This is a genomic window from Methylophilus sp. TWE2 (genome assembly GCF_001183865.1).
GTDB lineage: Bacteria > Pseudomonadota > Gammaproteobacteria > Burkholderiales > Methylophilaceae > Methylophilus.
The window spans coordinates 732,098-753,012 of the sequence record NZ_CP012020.1 but is presented as its reverse complement, the minus strand read 5'-3'; the positions used below and the strand labels follow the sequence as shown (position 1 = coordinate 753,012).

Annotated in this window: 15 protein-coding genes; 4 read left to right on the top strand and 11 right to left on the bottom strand. The window is 50.6% G+C overall.

Annotation, left to right across the window (positions count from 1 at the left end; translation table 11 throughout):
- Nucleotides 1–16: 16 nt before the first annotated feature.
- Entirely contained in the window at nucleotides 17–2,599 is a 2,583-nt protein-coding gene (gene clpB / locus ACJ67_RS03605; protein ID WP_049637913.1) for an ATP-dependent chaperone ClpB, read from the bottom strand.
- Between the two features lie 317 nt (nucleotides 2,600–2,916).
- Nucleotides 2,917–4,149, bottom strand: coding sequence for a sialidase family protein (locus ACJ67_RS03600; RefSeq protein WP_049637912.1), 1,233 nt, complete (start codon nucleotides 4,147–4,149; stop codon nucleotides 2,917–2,919).
- A gap of 96 nt (nucleotides 4,150–4,245) precedes the next feature.
- Here ACJ67_RS03600 and ACJ67_RS03595 point away from each other — a divergent pair, with 96 nt between their 5' ends.
- On the top strand, nucleotides 4,246–7,188 hold the full coding sequence (locus tag ACJ67_RS03595) for an EAL domain-containing protein (RefSeq protein WP_049637911.1): 2,943 nt from the start codon (nucleotides 4,246–4,248) through the stop codon (nucleotides 7,186–7,188).
- On the top strand, nucleotides 7,181–8,464 hold the full coding sequence (locus tag ACJ67_RS03590) for an HD-GYP domain-containing protein (RefSeq protein ID WP_049637910.1): 1,284 nt from the start codon (nucleotides 7,181–7,183) through the stop codon (nucleotides 8,462–8,464). Before ACJ67_RS03595 ends, ACJ67_RS03590 begins: the two co-directional genes overlap by 8 nt.
- 39 nt (nucleotides 8,465–8,503) lie before the next feature.
- On the opposite strand, the gene ACJ67_RS03585 is transcribed toward ACJ67_RS03590, so the two are convergent.
- The 8 genes from ACJ67_RS03585 to ACJ67_RS03550 form a co-directional block, all read right to left on the bottom strand.
- Nucleotides 8,504–9,985, bottom strand: coding sequence for a PepSY-associated TM helix domain-containing protein (locus tag ACJ67_RS03585; RefSeq protein WP_049637909.1), 1,482 nt, complete (start codon nucleotides 9,983–9,985; stop codon nucleotides 8,504–8,506).
- Nucleotides 9,975–10,457 (bottom strand): copper uptake system-associated protein, encoded by a 483-nt coding sequence (locus ACJ67_RS03580; protein ID WP_049637908.1) that lies wholly within the window; start codon nucleotides 10,455–10,457, stop codon nucleotides 9,975–9,977. Before ACJ67_RS03580 ends, ACJ67_RS03585 begins: the two co-directional genes overlap by 11 nt.
- A gap of 45 nt (nucleotides 10,458–10,502) precedes the next feature.
- Nucleotides 10,503–12,563 carry a TonB-dependent receptor gene (locus ACJ67_RS03575; RefSeq protein ID WP_049637907.1) on the bottom strand — a complete coding sequence of 687 codons (2,061 nt, stop codon included), beginning with the start codon at nucleotides 12,561–12,563 and terminating at the stop codon, nucleotides 10,503–10,505.
- Between the two features lie 59 nt (nucleotides 12,564–12,622).
- Nucleotides 12,623–14,884 carry a TonB-dependent siderophore receptor gene (locus ACJ67_RS03570; RefSeq protein ID WP_053092877.1) on the bottom strand — a complete coding sequence of 754 codons (2,262 nt, stop codon included), beginning with the start codon at nucleotides 14,882–14,884 and terminating at the stop codon, nucleotides 12,623–12,625.
- A gap of 42 nt (nucleotides 14,885–14,926) precedes the next feature.
- Nucleotides 14,927–15,661, bottom strand: coding sequence for a PEP-CTERM sorting domain-containing protein (locus tag ACJ67_RS03565; protein WP_049637906.1), 735 nt, complete (start codon nucleotides 15,659–15,661; stop codon nucleotides 14,927–14,929).
- A gap of 25 nt (nucleotides 15,662–15,686) precedes the next feature.
- A complete protein-coding gene (locus tag ACJ67_RS03560) occupies nucleotides 15,687–16,442 on the bottom strand; it encodes a PEP-CTERM domain protein (protein WP_049637905.1) in 756 nt (251 codons plus the stop codon).
- Between the two features lie 76 nt (nucleotides 16,443–16,518).
- Nucleotides 16,519–16,767 (bottom strand): helix-turn-helix transcriptional regulator, encoded by a 249-nt coding sequence (locus tag ACJ67_RS03555; RefSeq protein ID WP_049637904.1) that lies wholly within the window; start codon nucleotides 16,765–16,767, stop codon nucleotides 16,519–16,521.
- Between the two features lie 64 nt (nucleotides 16,768–16,831).
- A complete protein-coding gene (locus ACJ67_RS03550) occupies nucleotides 16,832–17,230 on the bottom strand; it encodes a DUF2946 domain-containing protein (protein ID WP_231587239.1) in 399 nt (132 codons plus the stop codon).
- A gap of 98 nt (nucleotides 17,231–17,328) precedes the next feature.
- On the opposite strand from ACJ67_RS03550, the gene ACJ67_RS03545 reads away from it, so the two are divergent.
- Entirely contained in the window at nucleotides 17,329–18,225 is an 897-nt protein-coding gene (locus ACJ67_RS03545) for a DUF808 domain-containing protein (protein WP_049637903.1), read from the top strand.
- A 46-nt stretch (nucleotides 18,226–18,271) separates the two neighbouring features.
- Nucleotides 18,272–20,593 carry a bifunctional diguanylate cyclase/phosphodiesterase gene (locus ACJ67_RS03540; RefSeq protein WP_197080656.1) on the top strand — a complete coding sequence of 774 codons (2,322 nt, stop codon included), beginning with the start codon at nucleotides 18,272–18,274 and terminating at the stop codon, nucleotides 20,591–20,593.
- Here ACJ67_RS03540 and ACJ67_RS03535 read toward each other — a convergent pair.
- Nucleotides 20,571–20,885: a DUF1905 domain-containing protein gene (locus ACJ67_RS03535; RefSeq protein ID WP_049637902.1), complete on the bottom strand. Its 315-nt coding sequence runs from the start codon at nucleotides 20,883–20,885 to the stop codon at nucleotides 20,571–20,573. The genes ACJ67_RS03540 and ACJ67_RS03535 overlap by 23 nt on opposite strands.
- Between the last annotated feature and the right edge of the window lie 30 nt (nucleotides 20,886–20,915).

The window sequence follows — 20,915 nt, the reverse complement described above, 5'->3', positions numbered from 1 at the left end:
TCAGTCGCCGCCTTTGTCAGCCTTTGCGGAACTGCATCTTTCCGGCCTGGAAATCAACACGGATCGTGTCTTTGGCTGCGAATTGCCCAGCCAGGATTTCCCTTGCCAGCGGATTCTCAATCTCGCTCTGGATGGCACGTTTGAGAGGACGCGCGCCATACACCGGATCAAACCCGGCATTGGCAATCTCGGCCAGTGCCGCATCACAGATGTCCAACTGCATATCCATGGCTGACAGACGTTTGGCCAGCAACTGCAACTGGATATTGGCAATCGATTTCACATGCGCTTCACCCAGTGAATGGAACACCACCACTTCATCAATCCGGTTAATGAATTCCGGCCTGAAGTGCGTTTTTACCTCACCCATCACGGCCAGTTTCACTACCTGGTAATCCTGGTCTGCCATGCTTTGTATCATCTGGCTACCCAGGTTCGAGGTCATGATAATCACGGTATTTTTAAAGTCTACCGTACGCCCCTGACCATCCGTTAAACGGCCATCATCCAGCACTTGCAGCAACACGTTAAACACATCTGGATGCGCTTTCTCCACCTCGTCCAGCAATACCACCGAATAAGGTTTGCGGCGCACGGCCTCGGTCAGGGTGCCACCTTCTTCATAGCCAACATAGCCAGGAGGCGCGCCAATCAGGCGCGAGACGGAGTGCTTCTCCATGAACTCGCTCATATCGATGCGCACCAGGTGCTCTTCGCTATCAAACAGGAAGCTGGCTAGTGCTTTACACAACTCGGTTTTACCTACACCGGTTGGGCCCAGGAACAGGAAGCTGCCATACGGGCGGTTAGGATCGCTGAGGCCACTACGCGAGCGGCGGATGGCATCTGACACCAAACGTACGGCCTCATCCTGCCCCACGACGCGCTCATGTAAACGGCTTTCCATATTCAGCAGTTTTTCCCGCTCACCGGTCATCATTTTGCTGACAGGAATTCCGGTGGCACGGCTCACCACTTCGGCAATCTCGTCGGCACCCACCTCGGTGCGCAGCATTTTATGTTTAACCGCACCACTGGCTTCCGCTGTAGAGGCATGCTTCAACTGGGCTTCGAGTTGCGGCAATTTGCCATACTGCAATTCAGACACCTGTTGCCAATCGCCTTTACGCTTGGCCGCTTCCATCTCCAGCTTGACCTTTTCAATCGCCTCTTTTACGCCTGCCGAGCCTTGCACGGCAGCCTTCTCCGCTTTCCAGATTTCCTCGAGGTCGGCATACTCTTTTTCCAGCTTACTGATTTCATCTTCAATCAGACTAAATCGTTTCTGGCTGGCTTCGTCTTTTTCGCGGCGTACGGCTTCCCGTTCGATCTTGAGCTGAATCAGGCGTCGGTCCAGCTTGTCCATCACTTCCGGTTTCGAGTCAATTTCCATCTTGATGCGTGAGGCTGCCTCGTCGATCAGGTCGATGGCTTTATCCGGCAAAAAGCGGTCTGTGATGTAGCGGTTGGACAATTCAGCCGCCGCAACAATCGCCGGGTCGGTAATTTCCACACCATGGTGTAATTCGTACTTTTCCTGCAAACCGCGCAGGATGGCAATGGTCGCCTCGACGCTAGGTTCATCCACCAGCACTTTCTGGAAACGGCGCTCCAGGGCTGCATCTTTTTCGATGTATTTACGGTATTCATCCAGCGTGGTCGCACCTACACAGTGAAGCTCACCGCGCGCCAAGGCCGGTTTGAGCATATTGCCCGCGTCCATCGCCCCCTCAGACTTGCCCGCCCCCACCATGGTATGAATTTCGTCAATAAAGACGATGGTCTGGCCTTCATCTTGTGCCAACTCTTTGAGCACCGCTTTCAAGCGCTCTTCAAATTCACCACGGTATTTGGCACCAGCCAGCAAGGCGGCCATATCCAGGCTCAATACTTTTTTGTTCTTAAGTGAATCAGGCACTTCTCCATTGACGATGCGCTGCGCGAGGCCCTCAACAATCGCAGTTTTACCCACGCCAGGCTCACCAATCAATACCGGATTGTTCTTGGTACGACGCTGTAAGACCTGGATAGCGCGGCGGATTTCATCGTCGCGGCCAATGACCGGATCCAACTTGCCTGCACGCGCACGCTCGGTCAGGTCCAGCGTGTATTTTTTCAATGCTTCACGCTGACCTTCGGCCTCTTGGCTATTGACGGACTCATTGCCACGCACAGCCTTGATGGCCTGCTCCAGCGCTGATTTGTTGGCGCCATGTTGCTTGAGCAGTTTGCCGGTATGGCCTTTGTCATCAGCCAATGCCAGCAAAAACATTTCGCTGGCGATGTAGCTATCGCCACTCTTTTGCGCGAGTTTGTCAGTGACGTTCAGCAGGTTATTGAGATCGCGCGAAATGCTGACATCTCCACTGTTTTCACTGACCTTGGGCAAATCATCAATGGCCTGTTGCAGACTGCTTTTAAGCGCACTTACCTGCGCACCCGCACGTGACAAAAGCGCAGCAACACTGCTGTCGTCCTGGTTTAGCATGGCCAGTAACAAATGTGGTGCTTCTATGGTGGGATGATCGGCACCCACGGCCATGCTCTGGGCATCGGCCAGTGCCTGCTGGAATTTGGTTGTGAGTTTATCAAAACGCATTGCAAACCCTTTCACTATTAAAGTCATGCCGCACCCTTGCGGCTGGATAACCCTATAATGCGGCGGGTTTTAGCGTTTTCAATAGATATAGATCAAATTTGTAAGATTTTAGGATACACGGAATAAGTGAGTGAGCGAGATAAAGTGCAAGGCGCACGGAACGCAGGAACCGAGATAGTACGAGGTGTACAGCGAGGTTGCGACAACTAACGAAGTGTTGCGGTGTAGGCTAACCTTTAGGTTATGCCGAAACCAAAAAACCGCGCAACGCAGCAATTTGGCCGCGTAGCCACTTATTCCGTGTATCCTTTGCATTGCTACTGGGTAAAGGAAATGAGTTGCAACCCTTTATCCACAGTGCTCACTGCCAGTATCACTTTGCCTTGCAGATTTAACCATTGCGGATAGTCAAGCTTGGTAGCACTGTGCAACAAAACGGTCGCGGAGCCCCAGGTACGGCCGCCATCCAGTGAGGCCATAGCCCAGACTTCGTACCCTCCGGCGTCATGTTCTAGCCAAGCCAGCCAGACTTTATCGCCGATACTCAACAAGGCCGGATGACCGGCATTTCTTTTAGCGTCGCCGATGCGCCGTGGCGGTGAGGTTACCCAGGCATGGTCATCCATGCGGGCGATACGCAATCCCGGCTTATCTCCTGCGCCATCAAAATAAGCGAGGTGATAGCCAAAGCCCTCACCAACGGCAATCGCCGCACCATGGTGCGGACAGCCATCCACTTTCCAGTGGCCATAACTGGCACGCACCAGCACCGGCTTGCCCGATGCGCCAATTTCAGCCATGGCGTGATCTCGCTCACTCCCTTCAAACACATGTCGCCAGAGCACCGCTACCGTCCCATCCGGCTTGCTGGTCATGGCAATCCGGCAACATTCGCAACTGCTATCCGCCAACTTTTGTTCCGGCGCAAAAGTTTTGCCGTGATCCGTTGAAACCGCGTAGTAAATCGCTGCACCGTCATAAGGTTTACCTGCCGCCTTGGCTATCAGCAAATCCCGCTTATCAATCCAGGCCACGGTAATGGTGCCATTCGCCGCAACCTGCAAGCTGTCAAAACGATGGGTGATCTCGTCGCGATTCTGATGCACGATATATGGCGCCTCAAAGCTTTTACCACCATCGACTGAGCGCGCAAACCAGATATATCCCGCATAGGGTTTTTTCAGGGATTCGGTCCAGGTAACATACAGATTGCCGTTGGGCGCGACCGCGATTTTAGGCCGGGCTTCGCCATCCGCGGCCACTTTCATTGCCACTGGATTAACCACTATCTCTCGGCCTAGCAACTTACCATTGGCATCCAGCGATGCCACCCAAACCTGCCCTTGCCTGCTTTGTGCCAGCCAGATCCGGCCTGCAGCATCAGAGGCCACGCTGACCGACAACGCTGTGGGCTGCGCTTCAGCATGACCATGATGCCCTTCATGGGCGTGTGCACAATCCAGCCACGCTGTCACCAGCAGAAACAGGCTCAAAAACACGTTTAAACGCAGCCTGTGCAGGCTACCGTTACCGATAAGATTGACGTTCATTAACACAAGTGAAACTCGCTAAAGTTTAGCGCCCATTGCGCCGTTAACCCACTTAACTGTGCCAACACTCACATTGCAGCAAAGCAGATTTTAATTATGTCATTACCAACCGCTTTTGATCATCATAGCACAGCATGGTTGCAGCCCCTGGCCGCAACCATGCCTGAGATGCCTATGCTGGCGCTTAATCGCCGGGCACACTGCATTGCGGCCAGCACCGCTGCCCAGGCGCTATTGGGAGAGAGTAATGGGGTGCTACCGAAAGAAACTTGCCAGCTGTTGGTTCAAGCTATGCGCGAAGGCCGCACTGAACTCAGTATCACACTCGTGATTCATGGTTTAAAGCGAGATTTCAAATGCCGCCTGTTTTATCCGCCATCGGACCGTCGTGCCATCGGCCTCATGCTTGAGGAAAAAGAGCATACCCTCGCTGACCAGCTGGTGCACATGCAATCCATCGTGCGCTCTTTGATTGAGATGAGTCCGGACCTCATTTGCATCAAGGACCATGAAAACCGCTGGATGATGGCCAACCAGCAGATGCTCAACACTTTCCAGATGGATAGTTTTGATTTTGAGTTTCTCAATAATCTGCAAATTGCAGACACTTTACACCCGGTCTTCCGTAACAGTTTTGAACACCACGAAAAGTCTGACCAGCAAGTCTGGCAGTCCAGACAGGCTTACCACAACGAGGAGCTGGTACATTTGCCGCAAGGTGGATACAAAACCCTGGAAGTGAACAAGGTTGCCTATCACGACCAGAAAGATCAACCCAGCCACCTGATTACTGTGGCACGCGATGTCAGTGAACAGAAGTTCATTGAAACCCAGTTACAAAACCGTAGTGCAGTCTTGGACACCCTGATTTCGTGCGACTGGATGTTGCACTCGGCAGAACGCTGGCAAAGCGTGGCAGAAAATGTGCTGCAGCAATGCTGCCTGTCTTTCCGCTTCAGCCGCGCGGTATTGTTACAACACGAAACCATTACTACGCGCAAAAAAACTGAAATCCGCTCAAAAGCACTGTTCCACTGGGCGATCAACGGCTTCCATCACACGTACCAGCATTGGGAAAAGATTTCTTTCCTGTCGCCGGAACTGCAACGCTGGTATGCCCTGCTCTCGAAAGGGCAACCTGTGATGTGTGATGCACTCATGCTACCCGAAACAGAGCGGGCCTTGCTCAAATCACACGACACCGTCAACCTGGTGATTGTGCCGCTCATGATAGACGATGAGTGGTGGGGCTCCGTGGTCATCGAGCGCTGTTTCGATGCCGACAATACCAGCTCACAAGAACTGGGCTCACTGATGGCCATTGGCCGTACACTGAGTGTTGCGATTGACCGTGAGCGTACCGGCAAGCACCTCAAGCTGGCCAAGATCGCTTTCGACAGCACCACAGAAGGCATTATGATCGTCAATCCGGCGGGCGAGCTGGTTGGGATCAACCAAGGTTACACGCTGATCACTGGCTTCGAAGAGTCTGAAGTGCTGGGGACTAAACCACAAATTTTCAGGCAGCGTCCACGCGGTTTATTTGGCGCATTAAAGCGCGATGGCAAATGGTCAGGCGAAATTGAGAACATCCGCAAAAATGGCGACAGCTATACCGAGTGGATGACCATTACTGCAGTACGCAACCATGCCAATGTGATTACCAATTACGTGGGCGTGTTTGCAGATATCAGTGAAATGAAGCGATCACAAAAGCAGTTGAACTCACTGGTGAACCATGATCCATTGACCGGGTTACCCAACCGCCGACTGATTAATCATTTGTTTACGCATGCGATACAGCGTGCCAACCGCAATGCACAACAAGCCGCCGTGTTGTTCATCGACCTGGACCGCTTTAAAAATATCAATGACAGCCTGGGGCATTATTCTGGCGACCAGCTCCTGCTGGGTGTGACCGAGCGTTTGCGCGCCTCGCTGCGTGAATCGGACATTGTTGGCCGGCTCGGTGGAGACGAATTTATTATCTTGCTGGAAAACCTGCACGGCAAATCTGATGCAGCCCAAAAAGCCCATGACATCCTTGATGCCCTCAGGCGCGAGTTCTTGATAGACCATCATGAGATTTTTGTCGGCGCCAGTATCGGCATTTCCATGTATCCGCAGGACGGCCAGGATGTAGAAAGCCTGATCAAAGCAGCTGACCTGGCCATGTACCATGTCAAGAATAATGGTAAAAACCATGTGTCGTTTTACGACGCCTCCTTGAGTCGCGATGCGGTTGAACACTTCCAGCTGGAAACCGAGTTACGCCAGGCACTGACGAAAAATCAGCTCAAAATGTTCTACCAGGCACAGATTGACTTGAAGACCGGCATGATTATCGGTGCTGAAGCCTTGATCCGCTGGCAGCATCCTACCCAGGGCATGATTTCGCCCGCCAAATTTATCCCGCTGGCCGAAGAAACCGGCCTGATTCTCAGCATAGGCGAATGGGCCTTGACCCAGGCCGTGCGCCAGGCCCATACATGGCATAAACAGCATCCTGAGTTTAGCAAGATCGCCATTAATGTGTCAGGCGTGCAAATCATGAAAAGCAAATTTGCGGATACCGTCTATGGCATCTTGATGGACAGTGAATGTGATCCTTCTATCATTGAGCTGGAAATCACTGAAAGTACGCTGATGCAGCATACCCAGCACGTGGTGAGTACCTTTAACCAGCTCAAGCTGCTGGGAGTGACCATTGCCATTGATGATTTTGGCACTGGCTACTCCTCACTGTCCCACCTGAAACGTTTGCCGCTGGACCAGATCAAGATCGACCGCAGTTTTGTCAAAGATTTGCCTGATGACAAAGATGATGCGGCCATCACCAGTGCTATCTACGCCATGGCAACGCAATTGGGATTCAGCGTAGTTGCCGAAGGTGTCGAAACCGAAGAACAGGAAAAGTTTTTACAGAAGCTGGGGTGCCAGACAGCGCAAGGTTACCTCTATGCTTATCCGGTCAATGCCGAGGATTTTCTGCAGTTATTAGTCTTAAACAATCAAAGAAAAATAAAACGCCATGCCTAATCAAGCCTCCGACACCTTTTATATAGACATAGACCAGCTGCAGGTTGGTCTATACATCCACCTCGACCTGGGTTGGATGGATCACCCTTTTTCGGTCAGTAATTTCAAGATCACAGATGACTCGCAAATTGAGACCATTAAATCCCTGGGGCTGAAACAACTACGTTATGACCCAAGACGCAGTTCGAATACCCCGCTCAGGCATGCTGCTTACCAGAATGTGGTTGAATTCCCGCTGAGGAAAGCTGGCTCGCCAAAACTTGAGATCATTGATGACGCGCCGGAATTAAGCCCATCGCAAAAGAAACAGCTGGCACTGAGGCAAGCGATTGCGGAAAGTGAACAGAAGTTCATGAAGACCAGTAGTGAAGTCAAAAACATCCAGAAATTATCAACCGAGCGTCCGGAGCAGGCTTATGGCATGGCATCCAAGCTGGTTGAAGACCTGGTCAGCAGCACACTGACAGAAGGCGATGTAGCGATTCACGCCATGAATGGCCACCGTATTGGTGACCAGCACTTCCAGCATGAATTGAACACCCTGGTGGTGGCGATGTTGCTCGCGAAAAACCTGGATATCACGGACGACGACGCAGTGGTGCTGGGCATGGCAGCGATTTTGCATGATATCGGCAAGCGCCAGATCAGTGACAAGATACTGCTCAAGAAAGACCCGCTCAGTGTACGTGAAACCGCGATTTATCAGACCCATGTCCTGCTTGGCCTGAATATGCTGCGCGACGTGGCCGTGCCAAGAAGGATACTGACGCTGATTTCACAGCATCATGAATTTGCCGATGGTAGCGGCTACCCAAAAGGGCTGCATTGTGACCAGATTGACCCGCTATCGCACATCCTGATTATTGCCAACATGTACGACAACCTGTGCAATCCCTCTAATCCGGCGCTGACCAAAACCCCTTATGAAGCCCTCAGCGTCATGTTTGCGCAACAACGCCACCAGTTTGACCAGTCTATCCTGCGCCGGTTTATCAAGTGCCTGGGTATTTACCCGCCTGGAAGTGTGGTGCGCCTGTCTGACCAGAAACTGGCCACGGTGCTCTCCACCAATCCGCAACAACCTTTGCGCCCGTTTATCCAGATGCTGAGTGATGACCGCGAGGTAGAAGGGGAAATTATCGACCTCAGGCAAGCATTGGATATCAATATTATTCAATGCCTGAAACCTGAACAACTCCCGAATGCCCTGCAGAGCATGTTACGGTTGAAACAGCGTACCAGTTACTTCCTGGACAAGATTTACGCTGCCTCATAACCCCCTAGCACACTGGCCCTTTGGGCCAGTCACTGTGTGTCATATCCTCTTTTTCGCGAATAAATAAGCCCCAAGCAACCCGGTCAGGCTGACCGCGAGGGCCGCCAGAATGGCTAGCACATCACGCACATCTTTGCTGACAGACTTGAAACTCCATTTGTGCAAATACGCAAACACAAAGCCTTCCAGGCCATCCGTGTCGTTGATCGTCGCGGCCAGCACGCCTGTCGCAGGCTCTAGGTAGAAGCGTGTGTGATCAGTCTGCGCCGTTTGTACTTTTAACACGGGCAAACGTTTAAAAACAAAGCCATACTCATTGGCAAAAGCCGTGACCCATGTGACTGATTGAATATCAGGCGCGGTGTTGCCAGCCATGACTGTCAGCCATTCAGTGGTGTACGCCGTCGGCGTCAGGACTGATGTTTGCTGGCCGCGCGTCAACCATAATAGTGGCTCCGCCGGGCGCTGCACATGCTCCGCATGATGATGTTGGTGCATGGCGGCCACTTGTGCCGATGGCAAAGCCTGCTCCCGGGCAACGACCGGAATCACTTGCCAGAATAGCGTTGCTCCACGGCCATAAATATCCAGTTTTAACACTTTACCAGCGGCCACCTGCGACCAGGCTGCCCCACTGAGTGCAGCGCTTTCACTGGCGTACACGGTAGAGATGACAGGCCTGCGTTGCTGAATGTCTGACATCCACAAATGAAACAAACCCGTGCTGGCCAATAATAAAATCACCACTGACACCCATATACCAAATTCACGGTGCCACCACTGCAGGCTCCAGCGCCTTAATCGGAAAGGTGCAGTTTTGCGTTGCTTGATGTAGAGCACAACGCCGGTCACGGCAGAAGCCAAAATCAATACCAACACCAAGGTTGCCACGGCTAGTTGCAAGGTTGAACAAGCCTGGAGAAACGACCAGTTATGTCCAAACTGGAACACCTTGGTCAAAAAAGCGCGCCGGTCATCAACCAGAGTAGCCAATCTGGATTGCTCGGTTTCTACATAGGCACGCAAGCCATGACCATCCGCATAAGCCACACGCCACACAGGCAATAAACGATTCACCGGATGATAATCCAACTCAAATTCAGTGACAGGCTCAACAGACGTCATGGACGGATCGTTACGTCCGGTATAGTAATTGGCCAGGTTCACAGCCAGCGCTTGCTCGGCATCATTGCGTTCTGCACCATCAATAAGAGAGAAATAGCGAACTGCCCCAGTTTGCGCGATCCGGTAATACCCCTTCCCCTCTAGTTGCACCAGACTGATATGATTAAATTGAGTGATCCCTTGTTGTTTCAACAGGCCAGGTAGCGAAACTGCCTGACTCATATCGACCGGCACCAGGGGCGGCATGAATTGTCTGGGCGCTGGTTGCAAGCGGCTCATCAGCGGGTGTGACGCGCCCGACAACCCCCACAATACCATGCCAATACAGGCAACGAGGCCTATCCACTGGTGCCAGAACAACCATTGGTTTTTAAGTGCAGATAATTTAATGGCCATGTGCCTCACCATGCATTTCATGTCCTACCGAGGGGACAGGTTTACCTTTGCTGAACTTCACCACACCACTGAAGCTGTTGACCTGCTTGCGTTGATCTTCCGGCAATACTTGCTCACGCTGTTGTAGCAAAAGCACTAGCGACTGCGCATCCGCCGCTGACATGCCCGCCTCCTGCAAATGCCGGGATGCAGTCAACTCCGACCCACCACAAAGCAGGGTATGCCAATGCTGATGCTCAGGATGATACTTAAGCAAAGCACGCCCTCCCTTATCGCCCTGAATCCAGTCCGCAATCGCCATACCGTGATGAATCACAATCACTGGCAACTTCAAAGGCTGATCAGGTTTATCCCAGGTTTCATGCATTTCTTTTGCAACCGATTGTTCGTCTTCTGCGGCGGTTGAGTGGGCATGCGCTGTGGCGATGCTCAGCGCAATTAACAACAGGCTGATTTTCACGATCACTTTCATTCAATGACCCTCCATCGACGAGGTGCCAGGCACCCCGGTTTTTCACTAATATGTCCAGGTCACGCCCAGGTAAGCGGTGCGACCATCCCCTGGCAGGAACAAGGCGCCATCTGCACCATTTTGATTTCTGACCACAGAGGTCGTCGCTGCATATTTCTGGTCTGCCAGGTTTCGCCCCTCCAGGAACCAGGACCAATGTTGGTTAACTTTTTGTCCGGCTTTGAGACCCCATATAAAATACTGATCTGCTTTGAACGTTTCAGCAAAATCAACATAGTAGTCCTGAGGTGACCATTCAAAGGTAGGTCCCATATAAAAACCATTCAAGAAGTCATTTCCGCGGTACATCAACTCTGCTCTTATTAAACTTTTCTGTATGCCTGGCAATGTTTTGTTACCAAATGTATCGTCGCCGTCAAACCTGAAGCGATTGATCAACAAACTGTGACGCCACTCTAAGCTCATTGGTAACCTTGCAGTCATTCCAAACTCCAGTCCAGCGTGAACGGTTTTGTCTGCATTCGTGGTCTGCGCCGCCGGTACCGGATTATTGCCTGCGGCAAATACCGCTGTTTGCAATAGCTCATTCTTCAGCTTGCCATAGTAAACCGCCACATCCCAGTCAATTGATTCAGAGTTACCCCGTGACCCCACCTCAAAAGTAGTCCCCTCTTGTGCCTTGACAATATTAGGACGAATACCACCAGCTAATTCGCCAAAAGATGGTGGCTCATAACTTCGGGAAAGGTTAGCGAATAACTGAATTGATGGTTCAAGATGATACAAAACACCAATCTTAGGGTTGGTTTGTACATAAGTCGCCTTAAAGCTCTCATCTTGTGCAGCATTGGTAAATAACTTATCCGTCAGCTTTCTTTCCGAGTTGGTATATTGCAGGCCAGCAATTAACGCCAGCTTATCCGTCACAAAAAAACGGTTTTCCGCATATGCTTCCAAGTTTCTCGAACGGTTTACCAGCTTGTTTACAAGTGCACCTTTACGCCCTTGTAGGTTGAGGTTTCTCTCATCATAGCCAACACCAGCACTGGGGTTAAACCCAAGCGTAAATTCGTTTTTATATCCAAAAAGTTCGCCTGAATGCTGCAGTCGTATATCCAGGCCATAATCATTGGTGTCCTGATCAATCACCTGGAAGATGGGGTGGAACAAGTCCTTATGCGAAAAGTACGCCGAGACCTGCAGACTGGATTGATCACTCAGTTGAATGTTGGTTTTATTGGCAATCCTGAATAAATCAATATCCCGCTTTTGCTGACCGACTGATCCCAGAAAAGCGTCACTTGGATCACGTTTGAGCTGCGCCTTGGTTAAATTGCCCGGTAAATTTGAATCACTGCGCGCATACCCGACATAAAAACGCGTTTCCACATCCGGGCTGATCTTGTAACCAATATTTGCATTGACGCGATGCGCCATCTGATCAGCGAAATCTCTAAACCCTCGCTGGTCGAAATAACTCGCGTTGACGTAGTAATCCACATCACCAATCACATTGCTGGTCGACACAGAGGCCCGGCTGTAATCATAAGAACCCGCTTCATAGCGTGCCTCCAAGCGTGGACCGGTGTAACCAGTATGTGACAAGAAGTTGATGGCACCGCCAAGATTACTTGCACCATAACGCAAGGCGTTGGCACCACGATAAACTTCCACGTAACTGGCGGCCAATGGCTCAATGGCCTGGAAATCAAAACTACCATCCGCCAGATTGACGGGCACACCATCCTGCATCAACTTCAAGCCGCGTCCGTGAAAAGTTCTCTGCAAGCCTGATCCACGAATGGATAGACGACTTTCCTCCGCACCAAACCGTGATTGTATGTAAACCCCAGTCGCCAAGCCTAAACTGTCTTGAAAGGTAGAAACGCGGCCTTCTCGCACCTTATCCATATCCACCAGCGTCGTGCCGCCTGCCGTTTTGTTCAACGCTTCTTTGGCGGCCTCTTTGTCAGGCTGTGTCGTTGATGCCTTCAGTTTTTCAGCAACCACTTTCACCTCATCAAGATGCACAGTGCCTTCGTGTTCTGCCTGTGCCAGATAAGGCAGTGCCGACAAGATAGCCAGCGCTATTTTTGTTTTGTTCATGATTAGTCTCCCTGGGAAAATTTCAAATTGCTGCATCGCGTATGGATGCAGTGATGCTTTTAGTAAAAGAAAGTGACTGCGACATTGGCGGATCGGCCCATACCGGGTAAATTAATACCCCATGGAATCGTCGATGTACTCATTGGATCACCTTGCCCCAAATAAGCCCCGCCTAACGGAGAGAAATAGAGCTTGTTTAGTGCATTTTCCAGCCCGAGATCGACTCGCATAAACTTGTTAGTGTAGCTAGTTCGCAAGTTCAAAAGGCCGTAGCCATCGGTTCGGGTTTCATTACGTACTTGCGAAACATGCCTTTTGTCTGAAACCAACTGCAACTCAGCTGTCGACAACCACCCCCCCAGTTTATTCTCCAGAGAAAAACGCCCATTCAAGGGCATGATGTGATACAAATTATCGCCTGTCGTTGTGTTCTCACCACGCACATAGCTGATTACCGCTCTGGAACTAATTACGCCTACGGCATCGCTGCTGATTAACTGTCTATAAGCGGAGAAATCAAAGCCATGTAACCTTGCTGACTGGTTGACATACTGCAGCAGGACAAAGCTGTCCTGTCTGTTTAGGAGCGAAGCAGGACAACGCCCAAAGTTACAACGTTTAGCATCTATATAGTCATTAATGTAGGTATAGTAGGCATTCAGTTTTGTCGACCAGATGGCTTGGGGCTCGTCGTGCCATTCAAATGCAATATTGGCGGTATGTGCCACCTCTGGCTCAAGTTCCAGATTGCCAATATATCCATTACCATCTCCAACAAAGTTATTCATCAATGCGGCCATGGAAAAGGTTGACCACGCATAGCGCTCATACAAGCTTGGAGCTCGGGATTTTCTGGCAAAGCCCAGCTCATAAGTTTGCTGTAGAGTCGGCATATATCGAGTCAGCGCTGTCCAATCCCAATTAAGATCACGCCTGCCACGGCTTTGGGCATTAAATGATGCTGCGTCCGCCCTGTAGGACGCAGTGTTACTGTAACCTTGCACATCCCCTGCGTTTGAATTCACAATGTCAGTTCGCACCCCGATCAGGGTCAACCAGTCCTGACGCCAACTGGACTCCATCTCGGCAAATAGAGCCACTTTGTCCCGCTGGCCGTTCCGGATATTCTGAAATTCGTTGCAACACATGGAGCCTACAGCCGTACCTACTGGAGGCCACCAGTCATCCAAACGATAACTCAATAACTCAGTGCCCACTCTGAGTAGATGTTCACTCATTATCGGAGCGCTCACTTTTAAACTCGCCCCTAGCGTTTCAGCATCAGACAACATCGGCATGGCCTGATCAGCACGTTGCGCACCAATGTCCATGGCATGTTTCACATGTTGACGAAACATCTTTGCCTGAACGTCACCCCAGTCAAACTGTCCGGCATATCGCAAATTAACAGTAGTATTTTTGTTATCTGTCATGTCCATGCGTTGATTAGGAAAGCCTTCAAAACCAACACTTTGCTGACTCAATCCCAATTGCAGCAGGTGCGATTCATGCTTGAAAGCAACGTCTAAAGATTGGTTGACTGACCCTGATATAGCGCTAGAAGCGACTTCGTCATCGTCTGTATTCTCAAGCCAATCCTGCGAGGGCCATTGACTCACATCTTTAAAGCGCTTGGCAGCGCGATAATTTGCCGACTTTAAATGCGACTCGGAATATTGCATGCTGACATGATCCGTCGCAAACCCTGCACTGGCATTCCACCCAGTGGCATAACCATTACTACGATAAAAACTGCCCAAACTGCCATTAACCAGCCAATCGCCTTCCGAGGCAAAGGCCAAAGGAGCAGCACTGACCTGAATCGTGCCACCCAAGCTGTCACCACCTTCGCTTACTGGCGTAATACCACTAAACACCTTAATCACGCCAACACGCGTTGGATTGATATAAGAAAGCACTGAGTTCATGTGGTTAGGACATGCAGCAGTCATATCCATACCATCCACCTGCAATCGCAAACGCTCATCAGCCAGACCATGTATCACAGGTAATGCGGAAATCGCCCCGGCTCCGTAGGTGCTTACGCCAGGAATATCCTCCAATAGTCGAGCGGTATCCATGACAGTAGTCTTTTTTTCAGCCAGTTCATGCGCCTCAATGACGCCACCGGACAAAGGATTTACGCTGGCTTTAGGCGCAGTTAATTCAACGACAGGCACCTCAATAGTGGTATTTGCAGAAGATTGTGCTTCATCAGAAAGCTCCTCAGCACTGGCAAATGCATGCGTCAGAATGGTCAGCAGAAAAATACCTTTGGCAGCGGATATGTATTTGCTGGCGTTTTGTTTTGAGTCCATCATAAAAAAGCCACACCTCACAAAAGGTGCGGCTTAAGCCTCCAGTTAAACCATAGATTGACGTTTTTGGCGCCCTACCCAGCCCAATACGCCTAAACCTAATGCCAACATGGCGTAAGTATCAGCCTCAGGCACTGGAGTGGTAGACAGTAATGTCATTGTCTGTGATACCGGGAAGCCACCCATGGTACCAACGCGGCCATAGCCAGCAATTGACGTCCCAGTCATGCAAGTAGGCCCCATCATTCCGCCAGCAGTACAATCAGCATAAGCTAACTTATTGATTTGAGAAGAAGTCAACGTTGCAAGCGGATCAACGGTATTTACAAAAATTCTGGCATACGCGTTATTGCTACCATTATTTCTGGTATGTCCCACACCAGGTGTCCACCCATCTGAGGTAGAACCAGCTGCATCTACAAATGTGCTGGTTGTTGAATTCAAAAAGGTGGTGACCAGCAGACCGCCTAAACTTGCGTCATAGGTCGCATCCAGTTGATTGGTTAGTTGTACCCACGTCATATCGTCTGTGCCATTAATTCCTGTTGCTGGGTTATAGTCCACCGTGCCAGTCATGGACTCACTCAACCACCCCTGTAAACCAGAAACGGTTTTGCTCACCGTGTTAAAGCTGAATGTCCCTACAAACCAAGTATTTGCAGGCTCAGTATCTGGCTCTATAAATTTGGTTGTAACACTGTAAGTTTGAATGGCCGCCATTGCTGGCAATGTGGCAAACATCGCCAACACACCCAAAATGATTGATTTTTTAAAGCTCATATCACTCTCCTAAAATAGCACTGTATTAATTTGTTTTTTTGCTATGGCGAACTTGCCAGCCAAGTACAGACAAGCCTGCCATCAGCAAAGCCATATTCTCCGGCTCTGGTACTGCACTCACATTCAGTAAGGCGGTGTAGCCAAATGAAGTCCCCAGCATATTTGTAGCGTTATTACCGCCAATCATGATGGTGTAATCCCCAGCGCTGAGCAGAAATTTACCTGTCACAATATCGGTAGTAGTAGTTGCAGAGCCCTGGTAGATAAAACTGCTCAGTTCGCTGTCGATACCGATGGCATCACCATCACCGCCCATTTTCCAGTTACCTAGCGCGTTCCAGCTGCCATCGGTGTCGGTATACGATGCGTTAGAGCCAAGGTTGGCTTGTGCCCAGCTGTAGCGCCAGACGATAGAGGCTGTGGCAGTATCGTAATCTGCACTGGTTTGTGTGCCTGGAAATACGCCACCGGTTCTTACTGCCGCCAGGCCCGAGTAAATTGAAAAGGCCGGCAAGAGATCGGCAGAAGTGGCATCGACCGTAAAATCAACCCACGCTGCATTTTGCAGGGTAAAGCGGAAAGCACGGCCGATATGGCTATCACCCAGATTGCCGTCTGCGGCGCCTGCCCAGCCATAGTTGGTGTTGACCGTGGTCGTAATGCTGTTGCTGGCGTCAGCCAGACCTGAGAACGTACCAAAGTCACGACCGGTGTAGCTTAAGTGCGCCCAAGCGCTTTGGGTTAAACCGAGTAATGCAACTGCTAATAATGCTTTTTTCATATCAAACTTTTCCTCAGAATTTTTTTGTAAACGGCATGCCCTACTGGTCGACAACCAGTAGGGTGAATATCACGCATCAGGCGGCAAATATTTGCCTGACTGGATGATCGGGCTGCCAACGTATTAATGCACTGATATCACAGGAAAAATAGGTGCATAGCTTGCCCAGATGCTCGGTGCATGCGTTGTAGGTAGGATTTTTGACCATGCGGTGCAGGGTCATACGGCTGATGCCGGTAGCGTCAGCGACTTCTTTGAGGGTGATGTGGCGTTTCCACTCCACCTGTTTGGCAAAAATCATTGCCTGTAGGTTGATAATAATCATGTGATGACTCCATCTTTGCCTGGGTTGCAGGCAAACTCATAAGCCGTCAAACTAACTGACGGAATTAGACTGAGTGAGGAGTCAGCGGAGGGGCGCGCGAGAGATGCGCAGTAGGATAGAAACTTGAAACAACAGGTGCCTGATATTCGCTTAGGGCGATTGTTGCCTGTGTTTTTTGGAACAGAATATATGCAGGGCTATGTGATGGGATAGTCACCTGATCCAGCGCCATCTGGCAGAACGGGCAATGATTCAGGTGATGACTCAATGACACCGGTTTTTGCGAAGGCTGGTAATCAATCAAGGTGGAGCGCAGCTTGCCTTGTGTGGTGATGACCTGAATCACCAGCTTACTGCCCTGCGAAGAACATACTTCCTGCACAAAAGTTTTGCCACCCTGCATGGGGAAAGCCAAGGTCAATGTTGGCATAAGCGCAGCCAGCATGATTGCCATCAAGGCCATGCGCGCCATCCAATGTTGAAATTTGACCGTTACCATTCGGGCATTTTAACGACAATCCTTTAGAATAGACAAGCATTTCAATTGACACAGGACAAAACATGGCCGGATCCAGCTTACTGGCATTACTTGATGACATCACCACCATGCTCGACGATGTGTCGGTCATGAGCCAACTGGCAGCCAAGAAAACCGCGGGCGTGTTGGGGGATGACCTGGCCCTTAATGCTCAGCAGGTGACAGGGATCGCTTCGAAAAGGGAGCTTCCGGTGGTGTGGGCGGTGGCACGTGGTTCGTTCATCAACAAGCTGATTTTAGTGCCTGCCGCTTTATTGATCAGCGCCTTTTTACCCTGGCTGATTACGCCCTTGCTCATGCTGGGCGGTGCCTTTTTGTGTTTTGAAGGTTTTGAGAAGATCTGGCATAAGTTGCGCCATAGCAAAGAAGAGGATGCTCATGCGCAGGCCGTGCATGCTGCCATGCAGCAGCCAACCACCGATTTAGTGACGCTTGAAAATGAAAAAATAAAGGGGGCGGTACGTACTGACTTTATCCTTTCAGCCGAAATTATTGTCATTGCCCTGGGGGTGGTGGCCGAAGCAGCATTGACGCAGCGCATCCTGGTGCTTTCCTTGATTGCGATCTTCATGACCATAGGGGTCTATGGCCTCGTCGCCCTGATCGTCAAAATGGACGATATCGGCCTGTGGCTCATGCAGCGTCAGGGCCAAAGTGTGATGTCACAAGCCACACGTAAATTCGGCTGGGGATTGGTGCAAGCGGTCCCTTACCTGATGCGCCTGCTAAGCGTATTAGGCACTGCTGCCATGTTTCTTGTAGGCGGCGGCATTATCGTTCACGGCATCCATCCGTTACACACATTCGTTGAGCAGTTTTCCCAATGGTCTTTGCTTTTGAATGCAACTGTTGGCGTGCTTGTGGGTGCAATTCTTACGTGCTTAATAAATATCGTTAAGTTAATTATTACCAAGGGCTAGTTTTTTTTTAACCCCTTGTTAGAATTGACAAAAACAAGGGGGCTTCATGACACTTTCTCGTCAAGTCATTGTTGTTGCATTATCTGTTTCATGCATTTGCCTACTGGCAACCTTTAATGCAACACCCGAAACTGTGCTGTGGCTGGATAATATCCACTGGTTTGCAACGATTACTGCCTGCCTGGCGCTGGCCACTTTGGGCTATTTCCGTGCCAATCCGGCCCATCGCCCCTGTAAACGCTGGTTTGTCATTGGCACATTCGCCTATTTCACGGGCGGTCTGTTATGGATATTTGAAGTACTCACCGATCAAACCACCTTCCCCGCCCAGTCTGATATCTTTTACCCACTGATGGGGCCCTGTCTCATCGTCGGCTTCGTTGTTGCTTTACTTAGCCAGCTCTCCCGCGCTAAAACACTGGCTTTCACAATTGATGCGCTCTCTTTTAGTGTGGCCGTCATCGGGTATATATTGATTTCTTATTTGCCCAAGGCCACGGAAGTCAGTGCACTGGAGTTGACAGTCCTCACCGCGTATCCTGCCAGCATGCTCAGTGCGGCCCTGGTGTCACTTTTGCTGATCCCGTATTTAAGGCCCACCGGCTTGCGGCCCTGGTTGATGCTGAGTGCAGGGCTTTCGCTGCTGGGAATATGCTGGATGCAATGGAACCTGAATGCACTCAACCACACGCCACAGAACAGTTTGTGGATTAATTACGGCTTTTCTGCCGCTGACATACTGATAGGCGCAGGCCTGTATGGCTGGCAGGTGCGTATCGCCAAAAACGTCAGTTATCACCGCCAGTGCCGCAGGCTCCGCAGCTGGATCCCGGTGCTTGCTTTTGTCTTTAGCATCAGTTCATTAACGCTCATCTGGTGGCAAAGTGGCCCGCATCCTTATGCCTATCACATTGCCATCGGGTCGGTAACAGCCATCCTGATTTTTGCAACCATCAGGCAAAGTATCCTGCTGCGCGAGAGTGAGCGGTTATTGCATGCCGAGAAACGCCTGGCCGAAAAGGAGCTGGAGTACCAGCAGCTGTCGCGGCATGACCCTCTCACCCACCTGCCTAACCGGCTTGCCATGCTGAATTTGCTAGAACATGCCATTATTGGCGCGGCCAGTGAGAGCGGCATGGTGGCTTTGCTGATGATAGACCTGAAGCATTTCCAGAGCATTAACGACAGTTTTGGCCATAGGACTGGCGATCTTTTCTTGATTGAGACTGCCCATCGCCTGCAATACATCGCGCATGACTGCGGTGAACTGGGACGCGTACACGGCGATAAATTTGCCCTTATTATCACCCGACGCAAAAGCGATGCGGAATTAGTCCAACTGGCGCATAACTTATGCAAAATCGTGCATAAACCTGTGATGATCGAAAATCACGAGCTCATGCTGGATGCCTGTATCGGTATCAGTCTGTATCCACGCGATGGCAACAACAGTGAACAGCTCGCACGCAATGCCAATACTGCGCTCTCACATGCCAAACGCTCCAGCCAGCATCTGTTTCTTTTTTACAGCAAAGAGCAAACCAAGCAGGCGCAAAACCGCTTCAAGCTAGATGTGCAATTGCGCAAAGCCATTCGCAGACAAGAGTTTTTCCTGCAATTCCAGCCTATTTTCTGCCTGGATAAGCAAACACCTCGCATGGTTAAAATTGAAGCGCTTATTCGCTGGCGAAACTACAAGGGAGACATCATCCCTCCTGCCGAATTCATTCCTTATGCAGAGCAATCGGGCTTGATTCTGCCACTGGGAGAATGGGTGATTGCAGAAGCTTTCCGCCGCTTGTCGGACCTCGGCAAAAGCGGGAGCCAATCGCTAGGACTGTCCATTAACATTTCCCCCAGACAATTCCGCGACCATGGCCTGCCATTAAGGATTGCCCAGCAATTAAAACAACATGCCATTCCACCCGCCTGCATTACCCTCGAAATCACCGAAAGCGCAGTGTTTGAACATGAGGAGCAGGCATTGGAAATGCTTAAACAGCTGAAAGCCATTGGGGTACGGATATCCCTGGATGACTTTGGCGTGGGCAACTCGTCACTGTTTAAACTCAAACACTTGCCGATTGATGAGCTTAAAATAGACCGCGCATTTATGGTGGATGTCCCGGAAAGCAGTGCTGACAGTGAAATTGTGAGCACCATCGTCAAAACCGCCGGGATCCTGGGCATTTCAGTGGTGGTTGAGGGCGTAGAAACCCAAGCGCAACTCGACTTCTTACGCCAAACCGGATGTGACTACATTCAAGGCTTCCTGCTCGGCAAGCCTATGCACATTGAAGACATCCACGCCTTGTTGCCTGGCGCCATGACGACTGATTGCCCACCTACCAAAGAAGCGTTAATGTAACAGCGATCTCGCTACCAGCAGCAATCCCTAACTGCTTGCGTATGTCAGCCTTGAGAAACAAGGCATAGCGGCCATCTTCAAAGGCCGGGAATATCGATGTTTGCCATTGCTGGCCTTGCACCGCAACATCCACCTTCACCGCGCCCCATCCGCGGCGTTTGGTTTGGTGGTATTGGCTAAGGGTATGAATTTCGTCAGACATCGCCAGCGGCAAACTGACGTAGTGCCAGGTACTTTTACTCCCGACCCACAATTTGATGACATCATTAAAGCTGTAACTCAGTCCATCCATTACACGCTCCTTTACTGACTCTGTACTGTG